16 protein-coding genes are annotated in these 17,063 nt (G+C 67.1%); 6 read left to right on the top strand and 10 right to left on the bottom strand.

Going from position 1 to position 17,063, the window contains the following annotated elements:
* Positions 1 to 69: 69 nt before the first annotated feature.
* Positions 70 to 582, bottom strand: a complete 513-nt coding sequence (locus ACWF9G_RS08285) for a winged helix-turn-helix transcriptional regulator (protein WP_452514534.1) — start codon at positions 580 to 582, stop codon at positions 70 to 72.
* Positions 583 to 595: 13 nt separating this feature from the next.
* Complete coding sequence (locus ACWF9G_RS08280) at positions 596 to 1,219, bottom strand: TetR/AcrR family transcriptional regulator (protein ID WP_452514533.1); 624 nt, start codon at positions 1,217 to 1,219, stop codon at positions 596 to 598.
* 111 nt (positions 1,220 to 1,330) lie between these two features.
* Between ACWF9G_RS08280 and ACWF9G_RS08275 the strand changes: the two genes are divergently transcribed.
* The 5 genes from ACWF9G_RS08275 to ACWF9G_RS08255 all read left to right on the top strand — a co-directional run bounded on the left by ACWF9G_RS08275 (position 1,331) and on the right by ACWF9G_RS08255 (position 5,876).
* Entirely contained in the window at positions 1,331 to 2,674 is a 1,344-nt protein-coding gene (locus ACWF9G_RS08275; protein WP_452514532.1) for an alpha/beta hydrolase family protein, read from the top strand.
* 4 nt (positions 2,675 to 2,678) lie between these two features.
* Positions 2,679 to 3,614 carry a fumarylacetoacetate hydrolase family protein gene (locus ACWF9G_RS08270; RefSeq protein ID WP_452514531.1) on the top strand — a complete coding sequence of 312 codons (936 nt, stop codon included), beginning with the start codon at positions 2,679 to 2,681 and terminating at the stop codon, positions 3,612 to 3,614.
* Between the two features lie 10 nt (positions 3,615 to 3,624).
* Entirely contained in the window at positions 3,625 to 4,356 is a 732-nt protein-coding gene (locus ACWF9G_RS08265) for an MBL fold metallo-hydrolase (RefSeq protein WP_452514530.1), read from the top strand.
* Between the two features lie 200 nt (positions 4,357 to 4,556).
* Complete coding sequence (locus tag ACWF9G_RS08260; protein WP_452514529.1) at positions 4,557 to 5,606, top strand: MlaD family protein; 1,050 nt, start codon at positions 4,557 to 4,559, stop codon at positions 5,604 to 5,606.
* A 54-nt stretch (positions 5,607 to 5,660) separates the two neighbouring features.
* The gene (locus ACWF9G_RS08255) at positions 5,661 to 5,876 is read left to right on the top strand and encodes a GNAT family N-acetyltransferase (RefSeq protein ID WP_379308093.1); all 216 of its coding nucleotides are present in this window, start codon (positions 5,661 to 5,663) and stop codon (positions 5,874 to 5,876) included.
* On the opposite strand, the gene ACWF9G_RS08250 is transcribed toward ACWF9G_RS08255, so the two are convergent.
* A complete protein-coding gene (locus ACWF9G_RS08250) occupies positions 5,868 to 7,040 on the bottom strand; it encodes a hypothetical protein (RefSeq protein ID WP_452514528.1) in 1,173 nt (390 codons plus the stop codon). The two genes, ACWF9G_RS08255 and ACWF9G_RS08250, sit on opposite strands and share 9 nt — an antisense overlap.
* A 468-nt stretch (positions 7,041 to 7,508) precedes the next feature.
* Positions 7,509 to 7,853, bottom strand: a complete 345-nt coding sequence (locus ACWF9G_RS08245; protein ID WP_379308060.1) for a hypothetical protein — start codon at positions 7,851 to 7,853, stop codon at positions 7,509 to 7,511.
* 133 nt (positions 7,854 to 7,986) lie between these two features.
* Between ACWF9G_RS08245 and ACWF9G_RS08240 the strand changes: the two genes are divergently transcribed.
* Positions 7,987 to 8,433 (top strand): DUF4279 domain-containing protein, encoded by a 447-nt coding sequence (locus ACWF9G_RS08240; RefSeq protein ID WP_452514527.1) that lies wholly within the window; start codon positions 7,987 to 7,989, stop codon positions 8,431 to 8,433.
* A 74-nt stretch (positions 8,434 to 8,507) separates the two neighbouring features.
* Here ACWF9G_RS08240 and ACWF9G_RS08235 read toward each other — a convergent pair whose 3' ends face one another.
* The 6 genes from ACWF9G_RS08235 to aceE form a co-directional block, all read right to left on the bottom strand.
* Entirely contained in the window at positions 8,508 to 9,938 is a 1,431-nt protein-coding gene (locus tag ACWF9G_RS08235) for an acyl-CoA carboxylase subunit beta (protein WP_379038898.1), read from the bottom strand.
* A 124-nt stretch (positions 9,939 to 10,062) separates the two neighbouring features.
* Positions 10,063 to 11,313: a KasA/KasB family beta-ketoacyl-ACP synthase gene (locus ACWF9G_RS08230; RefSeq protein WP_379308057.1), complete on the bottom strand. Its 1,251-nt coding sequence runs from the start codon at positions 11,311 to 11,313 to the stop codon at positions 10,063 to 10,065.
* Positions 11,314 to 11,323: 10 nt separating this feature from the next.
* Positions 11,324 to 11,623: a meromycolate extension acyl carrier protein AcpM gene (gene acpM, locus ACWF9G_RS08225; RefSeq protein ID WP_019046010.1), complete on the bottom strand. Its 300-nt coding sequence runs from the start codon at positions 11,621 to 11,623 to the stop codon at positions 11,324 to 11,326.
* 81 nt (positions 11,624 to 11,704) lie between these two features.
* On the bottom strand, positions 11,705 to 12,619 hold the full coding sequence (locus tag ACWF9G_RS08220) for an ACP S-malonyltransferase (protein ID WP_452514526.1): 915 nt from the start codon (positions 12,617 to 12,619) through the stop codon (positions 11,705 to 11,707).
* 127 nt (positions 12,620 to 12,746) lie between these two features.
* Entirely contained in the window at positions 12,747 to 14,048 is a 1,302-nt protein-coding gene (locus tag ACWF9G_RS08215) for a PucR family transcriptional regulator (protein WP_379308092.1), read from the bottom strand.
* A gap of 44 nt (positions 14,049 to 14,092) precedes the next feature.
* Positions 14,093 to 16,876: a pyruvate dehydrogenase (acetyl-transferring), homodimeric type gene (aceE, locus tag ACWF9G_RS08210; RefSeq protein WP_452514589.1), complete on the bottom strand. Its 2,784-nt coding sequence runs from the start codon at positions 16,874 to 16,876 to the stop codon at positions 14,093 to 14,095.
* Between the last annotated feature and the right edge of the window lie 187 nt (positions 16,877 to 17,063).

The raw sequence follows: 17,063 nt of genomic DNA, 5'->3' as shown, positions 1-17,063 counted from the left end.
GCGCTGACGCAGATCGGCGCTCGGCCGATACTCACACCAGAGCGTGGCGATCGTCCGTCCAGGGTTGTCTCAGGCGGAACGCGAGGTCGAGAGGAGGCCGGGTCCCGGTTCCGGCACGACGTCACGGGCGGCGATCTCGGCTTCGCACTCGTCGCAGGTCAGGTGCACATGGGCTTCGCCGGTGCAACCCTTGTGCCGGTACTCCACCGGTGGGCCGTCCGGCGCCATGTACGCATCACCCCAGTCCCGGATCGCCATCAGGATCGGGTAGATGGCGTGACCTTTCTCGGTCAGCCGGTACTCCTCGTAAGCGCCGTCCTCGGCTGGCCGCTTCATCAGGATCTCGTGCTCGATCAACCGATCCAGCCGATCCTGCAACCGGCTCCGCGAAATCCCCAGCGCACTCTGAAACGCGTTGAACCGCCGCACCCCGGCAAAGCAGTACTTGAGCACCAGCAACGTCCACCGGTCCCCGAAGATCACCAGCGGCCGCGTGATCGAACACGGGACGTCAGCGAGTTCCTCATAGCGCACCCTGCCATTATGCGCGTTATCACCGCCCGGGGCGGCAGGTGTCGGCACCGGCCGAAGGTGGTCATGTCGGTTCCCGCTCGGTGGTGACAGCGTCGGGCTGCAGCGCCCGCACCACATGGGAGGCCAGCTGGTCGACGAAGTCGGCACCGGCAGGCTGGCGCGTGAGCGTAGTGCGCAGATGCAGGGGCCCGATGAGCAGTTCGAGAGCGAACCGCGCGTCGGTGTCCGGGGGAATCTCACCGCGTTCGGCAGCACGCTCGAACAGGGGCCGCACCGCGAGAAATCGACTGTCCCAGAACGCATTGCGCACTTCGGCCATCTCCTCGGTGTCGGTGACGTAGGCGAGCGCCCGCGAGAGACCGCCGCCCAGCGGCGTCTCGAGATAGGCCGCGAGTTCGGTGGCGAACGCGGCGAGGTCACCCCGGAACGTACCGGTATCGGGCAGGGGAAGGGCTCGCCGACTGTATTCGAGCAGCACGTCGAGGAGCAGGTTCTCGCGACTACCCCACCGTCGGTAGATGGAGCTGTCACGGACCCCGGCCCGGCGGCTGATGTCGGGAATCCCGACCCGATCGACGCCGTGCTCGATGATCGCGTCCAGCACCGCCTGGTGGACCGCCTCGCGCACGCGCGCCGACCGGCCCCCCGGTCGCCGCTGCGGCGCGTCTTCGTCTGTCGTGGTCACACCTCGAGCTTAAAGCAGAATCCCTTGCTTTTGATCACCGGAGCGGCTTAGGCTCGCTGAAGCAGAAAGTTCTGCTTTTCTGAGGTAGCCGTCGGACGGAAGGGTTCACCGATGACATCGTTGTCAGCATGGGCGAAGAAGGTGGTGGTCAGCGCGTGCGCACTGACCAGAACTACCGAATACGCGACCCGCCGGGTCGGCCCTGCTCCGTTCCTGCCCGCGTTGTTCGCCGATCGGTTCACCCATCTGGGCGGGATCGCCGACGCGGAGTTCCGCGCCCAGCTGGCCGGATGCCGGTCCTTCGACGACGCGCGGTGGACCTCCTACTGGCAGGCCATCGCCGAGCAGCATGTGGCCGACGCGAACGAAGCGCTGGCACAGCTCGGCGTTCCTGGCACCGACGAACTGCTCGCGACCACCGACAGCGGGATACGGGAAGAGCTGGGTGCGCGATTGTCACCGGCGGTATCCCTGCTCGCGGACCGAGGCCCGGTGGCAGACCCGGATGCGGTGGCGAAGTTCTGCGCCGAGCACCCCGATTCAGCGCAACCCGCCATCGCGCTGGACGGCCTGATCAAGGCGATGGTCTACGAATTCGTCGCCGCGTGGCCGGGTTGGACACCGCGCCGGTTGACGGCCTACGAGCGGTCGCATCGGCTGGCCGAACTCGTCCTCACCTGTCTGGCTCCGGCGATGGATGTGTCCATCGAGCCGGTGCGCATTCCGGTTCCAGGTGGGGACGTGGTCCGCGGATACCTGATGTTCCCGCTCGATCCGGCTGCCGCCGAGATGCCGATCGTGTTGTGCAGCAATGGTGTCGAAGGAACACTCGCGGAGCTGATGCTGCCGATGCTGACCCATCGTCGTGCCGGGATGGCCCTGTTCGTCATGGAGATGCCCGGCACCTATTCCTACCGGCAGCCGCTGGCTCCCGACGCGGAGCGGGTGTACTCGGCGGTCGTCGAGCACCTCGCCGCGGATCCGCGGGTGGACAGTGCTCGCATCGGGATGCTGGGAGTCAGTTTCGGGGCCTACTGGGCGACCCGGATGGCCGCGGTCGATCCGCAGATCTCGGTCGCGGTCGCCAACGGCGCGCCCGCGCATCGCAGTTTCACCTCGGCTGCGGCGCTGGGTCTTCCGGAGATCATGGTGTCGACTCTGCGCAACGCGACAGGATCGGCGAGCATCCACGAGATGGCGGGCAAATTGCGTCGCCTGTCGCTGGCCCACCTGTACCGGCACATCGACATTCCGCTCTTGGTCATCAACGGCGCCAACGACACCCTGCTGAGCACCCAGGACTCCATCGACATCGCCATCGGTGCGCCCGAGGCACAGCTGGTGCTCTACGCCGACGACGACCACTGCGCGATGGGGCACGGCGAACAATGGAGCGCACTGTCGGTGCGATTCCTTCGCGAGCACTTGGTCATCCGTCAGAGCGTGGGGTGCTGATCCGGTGCGTCAGCCGCTCCCCCGGATCCACCGGGTTCTCGACCGCGCGACCCGTCGGATCACGCTGCAGGCCGACACCGGCGCCGGGTGGACGACGATCGATGGCTCTGCGCCTTCGTTCGTCGTCCCGGCGGCCTTCACCGAGGAGTACGAGATCTCCCGGTACGAGCTGTTGGGCGTGCCCGACGGTGCCTGTGTCCTGCCCATCTGTCCGGTGTCGTTCCGCGATTTCATGCTCTACGAGAAGCACGCTGTCGACGCCGCGCGCGGCATGGCCCGACGGTTCGTGCCTGCCGGCTACCGCCTCGGGCTGCTGTTCGAGACCCTGACCCGGCGCACATTCCCGCCCTACCGGCCGCCTCGGCTCTGGAACGAACAGCCCATCTACTACATGTCCAACGCGTCGACGATGATCCCGTCCGGAATCCCGGTCAGCGGCCCCGGCTACAGCACGGCGCTCGACTTCGAACTGGAACTGGGCGTCGTTCTGGGTGCGCCGCTGCGCGATGCGACCGCCGAGGAAGCACTCGCCGCGATCGGCGCTGTCGTCGTCATCAACGACTTCTCCGCGCGAGATGTCCAGTTGGCCGAGATGCGTTCGGGATTCGGGCCACAGAAGTCCAAGCACTTCGCCACCTCGATGTCGACGACGGCGGTCGCCGGATCGGCGGTGGCCGACCGGATCGACTCGCTCACCGCATCCGTGCAGATCAACGGGCGCACTGTAGCTCGGACCGGCACCGAGGGAATGCGCCACAGTCTCGGCGCGGCGATCGCGCATGCGTCCCGTGGCGAGCAACTGTTCCCAGGTGAACTGATGTCGACCGGAACGCTGCCCGGCGGCAGCGGGATGGAACTGGGCCGATGGCTCGCCCCCGGCGACGTCCTGCGGCTGGAGATCGACGGGATCGGTGTCATCGAGCACCTGATCCAGGGGTGAGGGCGCACGAGTGACTATCGATCAGGTTTCCGACTCCGTGTATGTCGTCGCCGGAACGAATGTCAACTGGGCGTTGATCAGCAACGGCGCCGGTGTCACCATCATCGACGCCGGATACCCCGCCGACACCCCGCTCGTTCTCGACTCGGTTCGCGACATCGGCCACGATCTCGCCGACGTCACCGCCGTTCTGCTCACCCATGCGCATCTGGACCACATCGGCGCCGTCCCACGCCTGGTCGAACTCCTCGGCGTTCCTGTCTACACCGGCGCCGAGGAAGTCCGGCACGCCAAACGTGAATACCTGCAACAGATCACGCCGGGGCAGATGGTGCGGACGCTGTTCGCGCCCGGCGGAGCGCGGTGGGTGCCGCAGACCCTGCGCGCCGTCCACGGCCGGATCGGCACCAGTGTTCCGACCGCGACACCGGCGCGGGCCTCGATCCTGTCGACGTTGCCCGGCGGGCTCGTCGCCCTGCCGACGCCCGGCCACACCGACGGGCACACCGCCTATCTCCTGCCTTCCGAAGGTGTTTTGTTCTCCGGTGACGCGCTGGTGACCGGTCACCCGCTGTCACGACGGACCGGACCACAACTGCTGCCGCCCGTGTTCAACCACGACGCCGCACGCACGCTCGTCAGCGCCCGCGCGCTCACTCGACAGCCGGCGCACACGCTCGTCCCCGGCCACGGGCGGCCCACCCGGCTCGTCCTCACGGACTGCACCGACACACTTCGATAACCCCGATCCGGGGCCCGCCACCGTGCTGGGCCGGATTCGACCTCTACCGCCGAGCACCGGTCGCCTCTCGCCCACAACGATTGTGCGCGGCGACCGGAACAACAGGAGCCGTGGTGCGAATACATCGACAGACCACCGAGTTCGGACCGACACCGCCGACACGACACCGAACAGCCGCGCGGACGATGATGGCCTGCGCCATGATGCTGGCCCTGGGCGGCTGTTCGCTGCTGCCGGGTGAGTCCGGCGACGCCTGGAACCGTCCGACCGAGATCACCGCGGACTTCGAGAACATCGCGGGCATGTACGAGGGCAACGACGTCATGGTCCTGGGCCTGGCGGTGGGCAAGGTCGACAAGATCGTGCCCAAGGGCACCTACGTCGAGGTCCACATGACCATCGACGGCGACGTGAAGATCCCCGAAGAGGCGATCGCCGCGATCATCTCGCCCTCGATCGTCACCGACCGCCACATCGAGATCACTCCGCCCTTCACCGGCGGCGAATTCATGAAATCCGGTGGGCACCTGCCCAAAGCGCGCACCAGAACGCCGGTCGAGCTGGACACGATGATCAAGACCATCGACCAGTTCTCCGCCGCGCTCAAGCCGGAAGAAGGACAGGAAGGACTCGGCCCGCTCTCGGGCCGGGTCCTCTACCCGGTACTCAACGGCAACGGCCAGAAGATCCGCGAGACCCTCGACGCGCTGTCCTCGGCTTTGAAGGTCGGTGTCGACAACAAGGACGCCATCTCCACCATCATCATCAAGCTCAACGAGCTGACGACGATGCTGGCCGACAACGATCAGTCGGTCCGCGATTTCAGCGACCGGATGACCGCCATGTCGGGTCTGCTGGCCGAGCAGGCTCCCGGCCTGCAGGCCACCCTGGACCAGCTCAACGCGTTCCTCTCCAACAGCTCCACGACGTTCGGTGAGCACGCCGACGAGCTGTCGACCTCGCTCACGGGGCTGACCAACGTCACCAACCAGTTGCGCGCCAACTCCGGCGCGATGGTAGAGATCGTCGACATCGTCCCGCTGCTGATGCAGAACATCGACGGCGCGATGAACCACGATCAACGGTTCGTGCGAATACACGCCCAGCTCGGCACCGCCCTCTCCGGCGAGCTCGTCAGCGTGTTCTGCGAGCGGATCCAGCTGAAGTCCGACGGCTGCCGCTCCGGGAACATGCAGGATTTCGGCCCCGACTACGGGCTCACCGCCGCACTGCTCGGACTGACCGAATGACAACACTGGGGACGTCGCCACGTTCCGCTACCGGCTCGACGGTCCGCTCACGGCATCGGCGTCACCCGCCGCGGACAGGGACTCGCCCGAGCAACCGCATCGGCCGCGGTGGCACACGCGTCGGCAGCTGGACTCCTCCCCCAGTGGCGAGCACGAGTCCCCCAGTCCCGAGCCGTCGCCCGGGCACTGGGTTTCCGCGAACTCGGCGCTCAGCTGTGCGTCAGACTCCAGCCTGCACCGCGCCGAATCCATCGTGATGAATCAGCTTGAATCCTGCGCGAGCGCGACTAGTCGGGTACGGAGATCATCATCGGGTTCGACCGCGGCTGCCGCCACCACCCGGTCAGCGACTTCTCCTGGCAGAGTCTCTCCGTACCAGGAAGTCAGGACACCGATGGCCGCACGACGCAGCCGCACGGGGTAGCCGCGCAGCGCGGCCTGCACCAAAGGCTCCCCGGTTCCCGGCGTGGCGCGGCCCAGCATCGACAGCACGGATTCGAGATTGTGGTCGCTGATGCCTTCTTCGCCCCACCGGATAGCCTCAACCCCAGGGCCGCAAGCGATCTCGTCGAGTGGAAGTAGCGTTCGCGCGAGTTCGGCGATGCGGGCGACGTCGGCGTCCGGCGTTCGTCGCACCACCCACGCCCACACGTACCCGTTCCGCGGATCTTCGCCGAGGTGTGCCACGGCGTGCGAATACGCATCGACACCGACAGCTTCGGCTACTCGTAGCGCCCTGTTGAACCCGAAGGGGCCGTGCGGGTCGGCAAGCCTCGCCGTCACGTACTCGGTCCAGTCAGGACTGGCGAGCAATGTCGCGTAAGCCTCGGCCGTCCGAGTGACTTCGGCCGGCGGCCAGTCCAGTTCCGAAGACTGTTTCCTCAGCAGGTAGACAACCGACTGGACACCCGAGATACGGCTCAGTGTCGGCACCGCCACGGCCAGCAGGTCGGCGTACCGGGCCAGGACCGGCAGGGCATCTAGGTACTGCCGGATGTCCGCGGCGGGGCCACCGATGGCCGACAGCGCCTTGAGAATCTCGGCCGCACCGTCGAGAAGTTCGTCGTCGACCACGGATTCGGCGAGCGCGCCCCGGAGATCACCCGTGGTCGCGGCAAGATGAGCGAGGTATTCGTTCATCACCCCATTGCGGAAACCGTACCGCAGCAACCACGCTTTGATCTCCGGATCATCTGTTCCGGCCAACCGTTCCACGGCGTGGATACGTCCCCAGCCGTCGACCCGACGGGCCATCTCGAACACGGCGCGATCCCGATCCGGCTGCGAATTGGCCAGCGCCACAACCGCATACAAAGTCAAATCGCCCAGCGAACCCAGCACGAGCAGGACCTCCCGGTCCCGGCTGTCACCGACCACGCCGAGCATCACCATGCCGAGCGCCACCGCACCACGGCGCGTCCCCAGATCGGTCAACTGCCTGGCCACCGACCGAACCCGCTCGGCAGGCATTGTGGCAGCGCGCAATTCTCGACATAGATCGTCGGCCACGGCGAGCGCTCGTTGTTCGGCGAGCAGGTCGTGCAGCGCCGCTATCGCGGCATCATCGGGTTCCTCGACGAGTGCCCGCACCGCCGCCACGATCTCGGCCGCCGACGCGGTCTCGTTCGCGAAGTGATGTGTCTGGATACCATCCAGCACAGTCGAATTCAGAAACTTCCGCTCACCGGGTACCTCATCCGGATACGGATGCCCCTCCCGCGGCAACGGTCCTGGACCGTGCACAGCGGCGAGTTCGAGTGCATGAGCGAGATACGTGGTCTGGTCGTCATCGGGAACCAGCCACGCGCCGGGCTTCACCGGCAGGGGCGCACGGCGCCCTTTCCACGAGAATTATTCACGGCCACACCGTAACCGACCCCGCCCGAGAACTCCAGTGCACCCTCACTGGGTGGATGGACTGCTCTCGATCGAATTCGCCCGCAACCTTCGTCGCAGCTTGACGGCCACGACATCGCGCAGCGGTGCGTCCGGCATCTTCCACCAGCCCGAGGTCTGCCACTTCGATCGGGTCGACAACAGGTCCACCTCGCACTGCTCGGCGGCAGCGAGATCCACCGGTCCGGTAGCACCGGCGAAGATGCCCTCGCGCCGGCGGTCGACTCGATTCAGAATGCGCTTGCTGCGCGGGATGTTCTTGCGTGAGCTCTTGTCGTTCTCGCCGTAGCAGTTACGACGATCCTTCGCGTAACTGAGCGCCTTCTTCTCCTGCGGACTTCTCCGAACCACCGATCCCCGTCCCTCCGTGTGGAGGTCAGGCTACGGGCCGATGCGCCAGGCCGCACGTGAGTTTCCAGCCTGCCGGATTCCTACTCACGGATAATCGTTCGGCAAATGGCCGAGCGCGTGGTGGGATCTCGCGGTGATCAAGATCCGACAGTATTCCTACTTCGCGCTGTACAGCGAGACGATGTCGGCGGTCGAGATGACCGCCCACCTGACCATGGAGCCGGACCGAGCACGAGTGCAGGGAAGTAAGTCCGCGGAGCATCGCCTTCCTCGATCCCACAGCTGGCAGATCGCCCGGCACAGCACCGAGAGCATCGACGAACAGATCGAGCACCTGATCGGTCGGCTGACACCGGTACTCCCCCGGCTGATCTCACTGATCAACCGCCCCGACGTCGACGCGAGCATGCAGGTCGTGCGCTACTACGACGATCCCGATGGCGTCCATGGTGCGCCCGGCGGCACGATGTCGGCCGATGTCCACAAGTGGCCGCGTCCACTGGGTTGGCATCTCACGACAGCCGTGCTCAAGTTCCTGGTGGCGACCGGAGCGGAGCTCGATATCGATGAATACAACTGAGGCGCGCGAAACGGCCGCCGCCACTTCCCATTCGGGAAGAGGGCGACGGCCGAGGTACAGCTGGCGCGCTGGGATCAGAGCGGGATGTTCTTGTGGTGGCTCTTGCGCGCAGGCGCCGAGGCCAGGGCCGCGGCGATGATGCTGCGGGTCTTGGCGGGGTCGATGACCTCGTCGACGACGCCGATGGCGACGGCGCGTTCGACGCCGCCTGCGATCTGCTCGTGTTCGGCGGTCAGGCGCTCGTGGAGGGCTTCGCGTTCGGCTTCGGGGGCTGCCGCGAGTGCCTTCTTGTGCAGGATGCCGACGGCGGCCTTGGCACCCATGACGGCGACTTCGGAGCCGGGCCAGGCGTAGACGGCGGTGGCGCCGAGGGAGCGGGCGTTCATCGCGATGTAGGCGCCGCCGTAGATCTTGCGGGTCACCAGGGTGACGCGCGGGACGCGGGCTTCGGCGAAGGCGTGCAGCAGCTTCGCGCCGCGGCGGACGACGCCCTCGAGTTCCTGGCCGACGCCGGGCAGGTAGCCGGGGACGTCGGTGACCACGATCAGCGGGATGCCGAACGCGTCGCACAGGCGCACGAAACGTGAAGCCTTCTCGGCGCTTTCGGAGTTCAGGCAGCCGCCGAGGCGCAGCGGGTTGTTGGCGAGCACGCCGACGGTACGGCCACCGAGGCGACCGAGACCGACGACCATGCTGCGGGCGTAGCCACCCTGCAGTTCCTCGAAGGAGGATTCGCCGTCGACGTTGTCGAGCAGCTCGTGGATGATCGGCTTGACGTCGTAGGCGCGCTTGGGCGAGGCGGGCAGCATCGCCTTCAGGTCGATATCACCGTGCTCGGCCGCAGCCTGGTCGAACTCGCCCTGCTCGGCGAACATCGAGACCAGCCGACGGGCGCGGTGCATGGCATCGGCTTCGTCGTCGGCGGCGATGTGGCACACGCCGGACTTCTTGAAGTGTGTGGTGGGCCCGCCCAGGGTCTCCATGTCGACGTTCTCGCCGGTCACCGAACGCACGACGTCCGGACCGGTGACGAAGACACGGCCCTCGGGGGCCATGATGACGATGTCGGTCAGCGCGGGACCGTAGGCGGCGCCACCGGCGGCGAAGCCGAGCACCACGGAGATCTGCGGGACCAGACCGGACGCGCGGACCATCGCCTCGAAGACCAGGCCCACCGCGTGCAGCGCCTCGACACCCTCGGCGAGGCGAGCGCCGCCGGAGTGCCACAGGCCGACGACCGGGATACCGGAGTCGATGGCGGTGTCGATCGCGTCGACGATGTGCTTGCAGCCCTCGACGCCCATCGCGCCGCCCATGACGGTGGCGTCCGAGCAGTAGGCCACGGTGCGGACACCGTCGACCTCGCCGATCGCGGCCAGGACGCCGGACTTGTCCCGCGGGTGCAGCGGAAGCACGGTACCGGGGTCGAAGAATCGCTGAAGCCGGCCGAGCGGGTCACGCGGATCGGTCGTCGTGTCGTTAAACGCGGGAGCAATGATGGTCATCGCGTCGTCGTCTCCTGCCTTCGAAGAGAGTTGCCGCTACGGCGGCTGCGTAGGGCGAACCGCCGGTGGGGTCGAACCATTCAGTTGGCGCGACCCCACCGGCGATCGTGAATGCAGTCGGCGGCTATGCCCGACCGAAGGCGAGCGCGACGTTGTGCCCACCGAAACCGAAGGAGTTGTTGATCGCGTACTCGATTTCCTGGTGCCGGGCCTGCCCGTGCACCACATCGAGATCGATCGCCGGATCCTGGTTGTCCAGGTTCAGCGTCGGCGGAACGACGCCGTCCCTGATGGCGAGCACGGTGAGCACGGACTCGAGGGCACCGACGGCGCCGATCGAGTGGCCCAGTGCCGACTTCGGTGCGTATACCGAAGCGTGGTTGCCCACGGCCAAGTTGATCGCGTTGGCCTCGGCGGCGTCGCCGATGGGGGTCGCGGTCGCGTGGGCGTTGATGTGGGTGATGTCCTGCTTGGTCAGACCGGCGGTCTGGATCGCACGGGTCATCGCCCTGGCCGCACCGGTGCCCGCGGGATCGGGAGCGACCAGGTGGTAGCCGTCGGAGGTGATGCCCGCACCCAGCAGACGCGCGTGGATGGTGGCACCGCGCGCCTTGGCGTGCTCCTCGGTCTCGATGGTCATGAGCGCCCCGGCCTCGCCGAAGACGAAGCCGTCACGATCCTTGTCGAACGGCCGTGAGGCGCCCTTCGGATCGTCGTTGCGGGTGCTCGTGGCACGCATCATGGAGAAGGCCGCGATCGGGACATCGGAGATGAAGCCCTCGACACCGCCGGTGACGACCATGTCGGCGTCACCCATCACGATCATCCGCCACGCGTTGGCGATGGCTTCCGAACCCGACGAGCACGCCGAGACCGGAGTGACCACTCCCGCCCTGGCCTTCAGCTCGAGACCGACGACGGCCGACGGACCGTTCGGCATGACCATCTGAACAGCAAGCGGCGAGATCTTGCGATAGCCACCGTTCTTCAGCTTGTCGACCGAGTCGATCAGCGCGTCGCCGCCACCGAGACCGGTGCCGATCGCGACACCCAGACGGTCGTGGTCGACCTCCGGGCTGCCCGCGTTCTTCCACACCTCGCGACCGAGGACGGTCGCCAGGCGCTCGACATACGCCATACGGCGGATCTCGACCCGGCTCAGGAGCGTGTCGGGGCTGACTTTCAGGTGACCGCCGATCCGCACCGGCAGGTCGTATTCCTCGATGAAGGGATCGTCGAGAACGTCGATTCCGCTCTCGCCGTTGAGGAGTCCCTTCCACGTCGCATCGACGTCACCCGCGATCGACGTGGTCGCCGCCATGCTGGTGACGACGACGTTGGGGAAATTCCCGTTCAGGGTGGAAGGAGTGGTCACTGGTTCAGCCCTACTCGGCGTCGAACTTGGCCTTGAGCTCCGCGGCGGCGTCGGAGTTCTCCGCCTCGAGCTTCTGGATGTAGGAGACAGCGTCACCCACGGTCTTCAGGCTGGCAAGGTCCTCGTCGGGGATCTTGACGCCGTACTTGTCCTCGGTCTGCACAGCGATCTCGACCATGGACAGCGAATCGATGTCCAGGTCGTCGACGAAGGACTTCTCGATGGTCACCTCGGAGGGTTCGATACCCGTAACCTCTTCGATGATCTTGCCGAGTTCTTCGACGATCTGTTCCTGGGTCAGAGCGGCCACTTTGGTGGCTCCCTTCTTGTTCTCATTTGGTAGGGGTCTTGAACGGCCGGCACCTCGTCGTGCGCGACCGCGTGGGGAAAGCTAGCCGGAGATGGTCAGTTCGACCAACGCGGGGAGGTCATCCGGGGTCTTCAGGGCCAGGTTGGGCGTGCCCTTCAGTTCCCGCTTGGCAATTCCGACGAGGGTGCCCGCCGGCGGCAGTTCGGCCACGGCCGAGACAGCTGCCTCGCGGACGGTCTCGGTGCACAGGTCCCAGCGCACGGGGCGGGTGACCTGAGCGGCGAGCTTGTCGATCGCGTCGGCGCCCGAGGTGACCGGCTTGCCGTCGAAGTTCGACAGCAAGGTTCGGATCGGGTCGCTCGGCGAGATCTGAGCGATGGCATCGGCGACAGCAGCCTGGGCCGGGGCCATGAAAGCGGTGTGGAACGCACCGGCGACGGGCAACGCGCGGACCCGTGCCTTCTCCGGCGGGTTCGCGGCGAGCTCCGCCAGAGCTTCCAGGCGACCCGCTGCCACGATCTGGCCGACCGCGTTGCGGTTGGCCGGAACGAGATCGAGTTCGGCGAGCCGTGCGAGCACGGCGGCTTCGTCGCCACCGAGCACCGCGGACATGCCGGTCGGCTCCTGCGCACACGCCTTGGCCATCTCCCGGCCGCGGATGGCGGCCAGGCTGACCGCCTCGTCGGCGGTGATGACGCCGGCGACAGCGGCTGCGGCGAATTCGCCGACCGAGTGTCCGGCGACGATGGTATCCGCCGGAATCGTCTCGGGGGCGATTTCGGCGAACGCGAGCAGGGCGGCGGCCACGACGAGCGGCTGGGTCACCGCGGTGTCGACGATCTCCTCGGCCGTCGCGGTGGTACCGAGACGGACCAGGTCGAGGCCGGCGGCCTTCGACCACAGCTCGAGGCGATCAGTCGCACCGGGAAGTGCGAGCCAGGGCGCGAGCATGCCGGGTGTCTGGGACCCCTGTCCAGGGGTGAACAACGCGATCACTCCCTAAGAAAACACTGTGACCCCCGCCGCACGAGATGTCGGCGCGAATGAAGCTTTCGGACGGGTTTTGTAGGGGTCCCACAAAATCCGAGGTGGGGTGTCCCGATCGACCGATTGCCCGATCTCGTTACAGGGGCTCGTAGCCCACTGGGGTGGGCGGGGTTTCTGTGACGGAGGGTGACGATTCGTTATGTGTTCGTGTCAAACGGCCCACTGTGGCCGCGATCCGGAGCACATAGGCGTCTCGTGGATTCATGGGATCACGTCCGGTGATCTCGCCGATTCGTTTGAGACGGTACCGAACGGTATTTGGATGGACGTACAGCTGACGCGCGCACGTTTCTACTGCTCCACCACAATCCAGGTACGCGTCGAGTGTGTCGGATAACGAAGATCCGGCAGCAGCCAACGGGAGCACAAGATACTCGTTCAACGCCTCTATTGCAGCTCTATCGCCCAGCAGGGCCCGTTCCGGTAACAACTCCGCCGCGTGAACGGGCCTTGGCGCGGCGCGCCAGCCCACCACGGCCTCCATGCCCGCCAATGCCTCGATCGCGCTGGCGTGCGCGGCGCCAAGGGTGCGCATGGTCGGGCCGATCACCACCGGGCCCTCGGAGAACACGTCGGCGAGCAGGTCGGCCAGGAACGGCGAGGCGATCCCGGCGTCACCCAGGTGCCCGCTGACGACCATCACCAGCCGCGCACCCTGCACCACCGCGAGCGCGGCCCTGCCGTGTCTGCTCGCGATGGTGTGCACCGCGCCGACAGTCGACACGCCCTGGTCCGCCGGCGGCGTACCGACCAGCACGGTGGCGGGCGCAGTGGCGTCCCAGTTCAACGTGGCGGCCCTGGAGAGCATGTCGGGACCCGTGTCGCCGCGGACCACCGCGTCGACCACGAGGGCCTCCAGGCGGGTATCCCACGCGCCGCGCGACTCGGCCGCGCTCGCGTACACCGAGGCGGCCGCGAAACCGAGCTCACGCCCGTACCGCAGCACCGCCTCGGTGAGCGCGACCAGCTGACGATCGTTGCGTGCCAGCGCGGGCAGCCACTGCTCGAAGAAGTCCATGGCCACCCGCACCATGTCCACGGTCTGGCGCAGCGTCAGCCGCCGCGCCAGATCCTGCGGAATGACCTGGAACGCGTCCAGGCTGAAGCGGATATCGGAGTCGGGATCCTGCAACCACTCCAGGAAGTTCACGACCGCCGTCTGCACCAGCATCTGGACGCCCGCACGCTGCGCGGCGTCCAGATCGGCGAAGAACGGCAGCCGATCCTGCATCGACCCCACCGCCTCGGTGGACAGTCGGCCCGAGAACTGCTTGACCCGCTTGAGCAGCGTGTCGGGCAGCGGATCACGGGTCTGCCGATTCGGGGACAGTGCCCCCGTCGGCAGATAGACCTCGTGCTCGCTGGTGCCCTCGGTGATCCGACGGGGCCGCGGCGGTTTGCGCTCCACAGTCCAATAGTCCGCTACGCGAGTTCCTCGCCTGCGTCCGCACTCGGCTTCGGCGCGGCGGAGACGTCGTCGATGCGGTATTTCGCCGCCGCTTCGACCGCCTTCGCCTTGTCCAGCGTGCCGTCCTTGACCAGGCCCTCGAGCACCGCGACCACGATCGACTGCGCGTCGACGTTGAACACCCGGCGGGCGGCCGGGCGGGTGTCGGAGAAGCCGAACCCGTCGGTGCCCAGGGTGATGTAGTCGCCAGGCACCCACTGCCGGATCTGGTCGGAGACCGCGCGCATCCAGTCCGTCGCGGCCACGACCGGGCCCTGCGTCTGCGCGAGCGCCTGGGTGACGTAGGGAACGCCCGGATCGGTGTCGGGGTGCTTGAGGGCCTGGATCTCCTTGTCGAGGGCCTCCCTGCGCAGCTCACCGAACGAGGTCACCGACCATACGTCGGCCGACACTCCCCACTCCTGCGCCAGGATCTCCTGGGCGCGCAGACCGTCGGGCACGGTCACGCCGGAGACCAGGATCTGCGCGCGGATGCTGCCCTCACCACCACGCTGGTACAGGTACAAACCCTTCAGCAGGCCTTCGACGTCGAGGTCGTCGGGCTCGGCGGGCTGCTGGTAGGGCTCGTTGTACAGGGTGATGTAGTAGAAGATGTTCTCCCCGGCGAACGCGCCGTCCTCGGGCGGATTCGTGCCGGGCAGCGGGCTCACGGCCGGGGTGGTCCCGCCGTACATCCGGCGCAGGCCGTCGCGCATGATGTGCGCGATCTCGAAGGAGAACGCCGGGTCGTAGGTCACCACGGCCGGGTTCGTCGACGCCAGCAGCAGCGACTGCCCGTCGTTGTGCTGCAGGCCCTCGCCGGTGAGCGTGGTGCGGCCCGCGGTGGCGCCGAGGACGAAACCGCGCGCCAGCTGGTCGGCGGCGGCCCAGAAGCTGTCGCCGGTGCGCTGGAACCCGAACATCGAATAGAAGATGTAGAGCGGGATCATCGGCTCGCCATGGGTGGCGTAGGACGTGCCCGCCGCGGTGAAGGTCGCGGTGGAACCGGCCTCGTTGATGCCCTCGTGCATGATCTGGCCGACGGTGCTCTCCTTGTAGGCGAGCATCAGTTCCGCGTCGACCGAGGTGTAGAGCTGGCCGTTGCGGTTGTAGATCTTCAGCGTCGGGAACCACGAGTCCATGCCGAAGGTGCGGGCCTCGTCGGGGATGATCGGCACGATGCGCTTGCCGATCTCCTTGTCGCGCAACAGCTCCTTGACCAGGCGGACCAGCGCCATCGTGGTGGCGACCTTCTGCTTGCCCGACCCCTTGCGCACCGAGCGGTAGGCCTCGTCACCGGGCAGCGTCAGCGGCTTGGCCGGCGAGCGGCGTTCCGGCACGAAACCGCCGAGCGACTGACGCCTGCTCAGCATGTACTGGATGGCCGGGTTGTCCATGCCGGGGTGGTAGTACGGCGGCAGGTACGGATCCTTCTCCAGCTCGGCATCGGTGATCGGGATGCGCTGCAGATCGCGGAAGTCCTTGAGGTCCTGCAGCGCCAGCTTCTTCATCTGGTGGGTGGCGTTGCGGCCCTCGAAATGCTTGCCGAGGGTGTAGCCCTTGATCGTCTTGGCCAGGATCACCGTCGGCTGGCCCTTGTGCGCCATCGCCGCCGCGTAGGCCGCGTAGACCTTGCGGTAGTCGTGGCCGCCGCGCTTGAGGTTCCAGATGTCGCTGTCGGACATGTTCTGGACCAGCGCCTTGGTGCGCGGGTCGCGACCGAAGAAGTGGTCGCGCACGTACGCGCCGTCGTTGGCCTTGTAGGTCTGGAAGTCGCCGTCGGGCGTGGTGTTCATCAGGTTCACCAGCGCGCCGTCACGGTCGGCGCCGAGCAGCGCGTCCCACTCGCGACCCCAGACCACCTTGATGACATTCCAGCCCGCGCCGCGGAAGAACGACTCCAGCTCCTGGATGATCTTGCCGTTGCCGCGCACCGGGCCGTCGAGCCGCTGCAGGTTGCAGTTGATCACGAAGGTCAGGTTGTCGAGCGCCTCGTTGGCGGCCACCTGGATCAGGCCGCGCGACTCCGGCTCGTCCATCTCGCCGTCGCCGAGGAACGCCCAGACGTGCTGGTCGGAGGTGTCCTTGATGCCGCGATCGTGCAGGTAGTGGTTGAACCTGGCCTGGTAGATCGCATTCATCGGGCCGAGGCCCATCGATACCGTCGGGAACTCCCAGAAGTCCGGCATCAACCGCGGGTGCGGGTACGACGGCAGGCCGTGGCCGGGTCCGCCGTGGCTGTATTCCTGCCGGAACCCGTCGAGCCGGTCGGTGCTGAGGCGGCCTTCGAGGAAGGCGCGGGCGTAGATGCCGGGCGAGGCGTGGCCCTGGATGTAGATGTGATCGCCACCGCCGGGATGGTCCTTGCCGCGGAAGAAGTGGTTGAAGCCCACCTCGTAGAGCGCGGCCGAGGACGCGTAGGTCGAGATGTGGCCACCCACGCCGATGCCGGGGCGCTGCGCGCGGTGCACCATGATCGCGGCGTTCCACCGGATCCAGGCGCGGTAGCGGCGCTCGACTTCCTCGTCACCGGGGAACCACGGCTCGTTCTCGGTGGGAATCGTGTTCACGTAGTCGGTGGAGGTGAGCGCCGGAATCGAGACGCGGCGTTCGCCCGCACGCTCGAGCAGCCGCAACATCAGGTAGCGGGCGCGGCCGGGGCCTTCGCGGTCGAGCATGTCGTCGAAGGATTCCAGCCATTCGCTGGTCTCCTCGGGGTCGATATCCGGAAGATACGACGCCACTCCCTCGCGGATCACCCGGACCCGCTCACCGGTCGGTCTGGTGGCGGACTCGGCGCCTGCGGCGGGTGCCGCCGCGGCGGGATCGTTCGCGGAATTCGCTGATACAGAGTGGATCAGGTCGGTCAAATCTGCTCCTCGTACTGGGGGCTGAACTGCTTGTTGGCGTCGCTATCCCCGGGCCTGCCCGCTAGGTGTGCGGGCC

Source organism: Nocardia sp. NPDC055029 (genome assembly GCF_053608525.1).
This window is presented reverse-complemented; position numbering and strand designations above follow the sequence as displayed.

Coding starts and splice junctions, on each gene's coding strand:
- ACWF9G_RS08235 (WP_379038898.1), bottom strand. CDS start 9,938: ATGACCATCATTGCTCCCGCGTTTAACGACACGACGACCGATCCGCGT.
- ACWF9G_RS08275 (WP_452514532.1), top strand. CDS start 1,331: ATGACATCGTTGTCAGCATGGGCGAAGAAGGTGGTGGTCAGCGCGTGC.
- ACWF9G_RS08260 (WP_452514529.1), top strand. CDS start 4,557: ATGATGCTGGCCCTGGGCGGCTGTTCGCTGCTGCCGGGTGAGTCCGGC.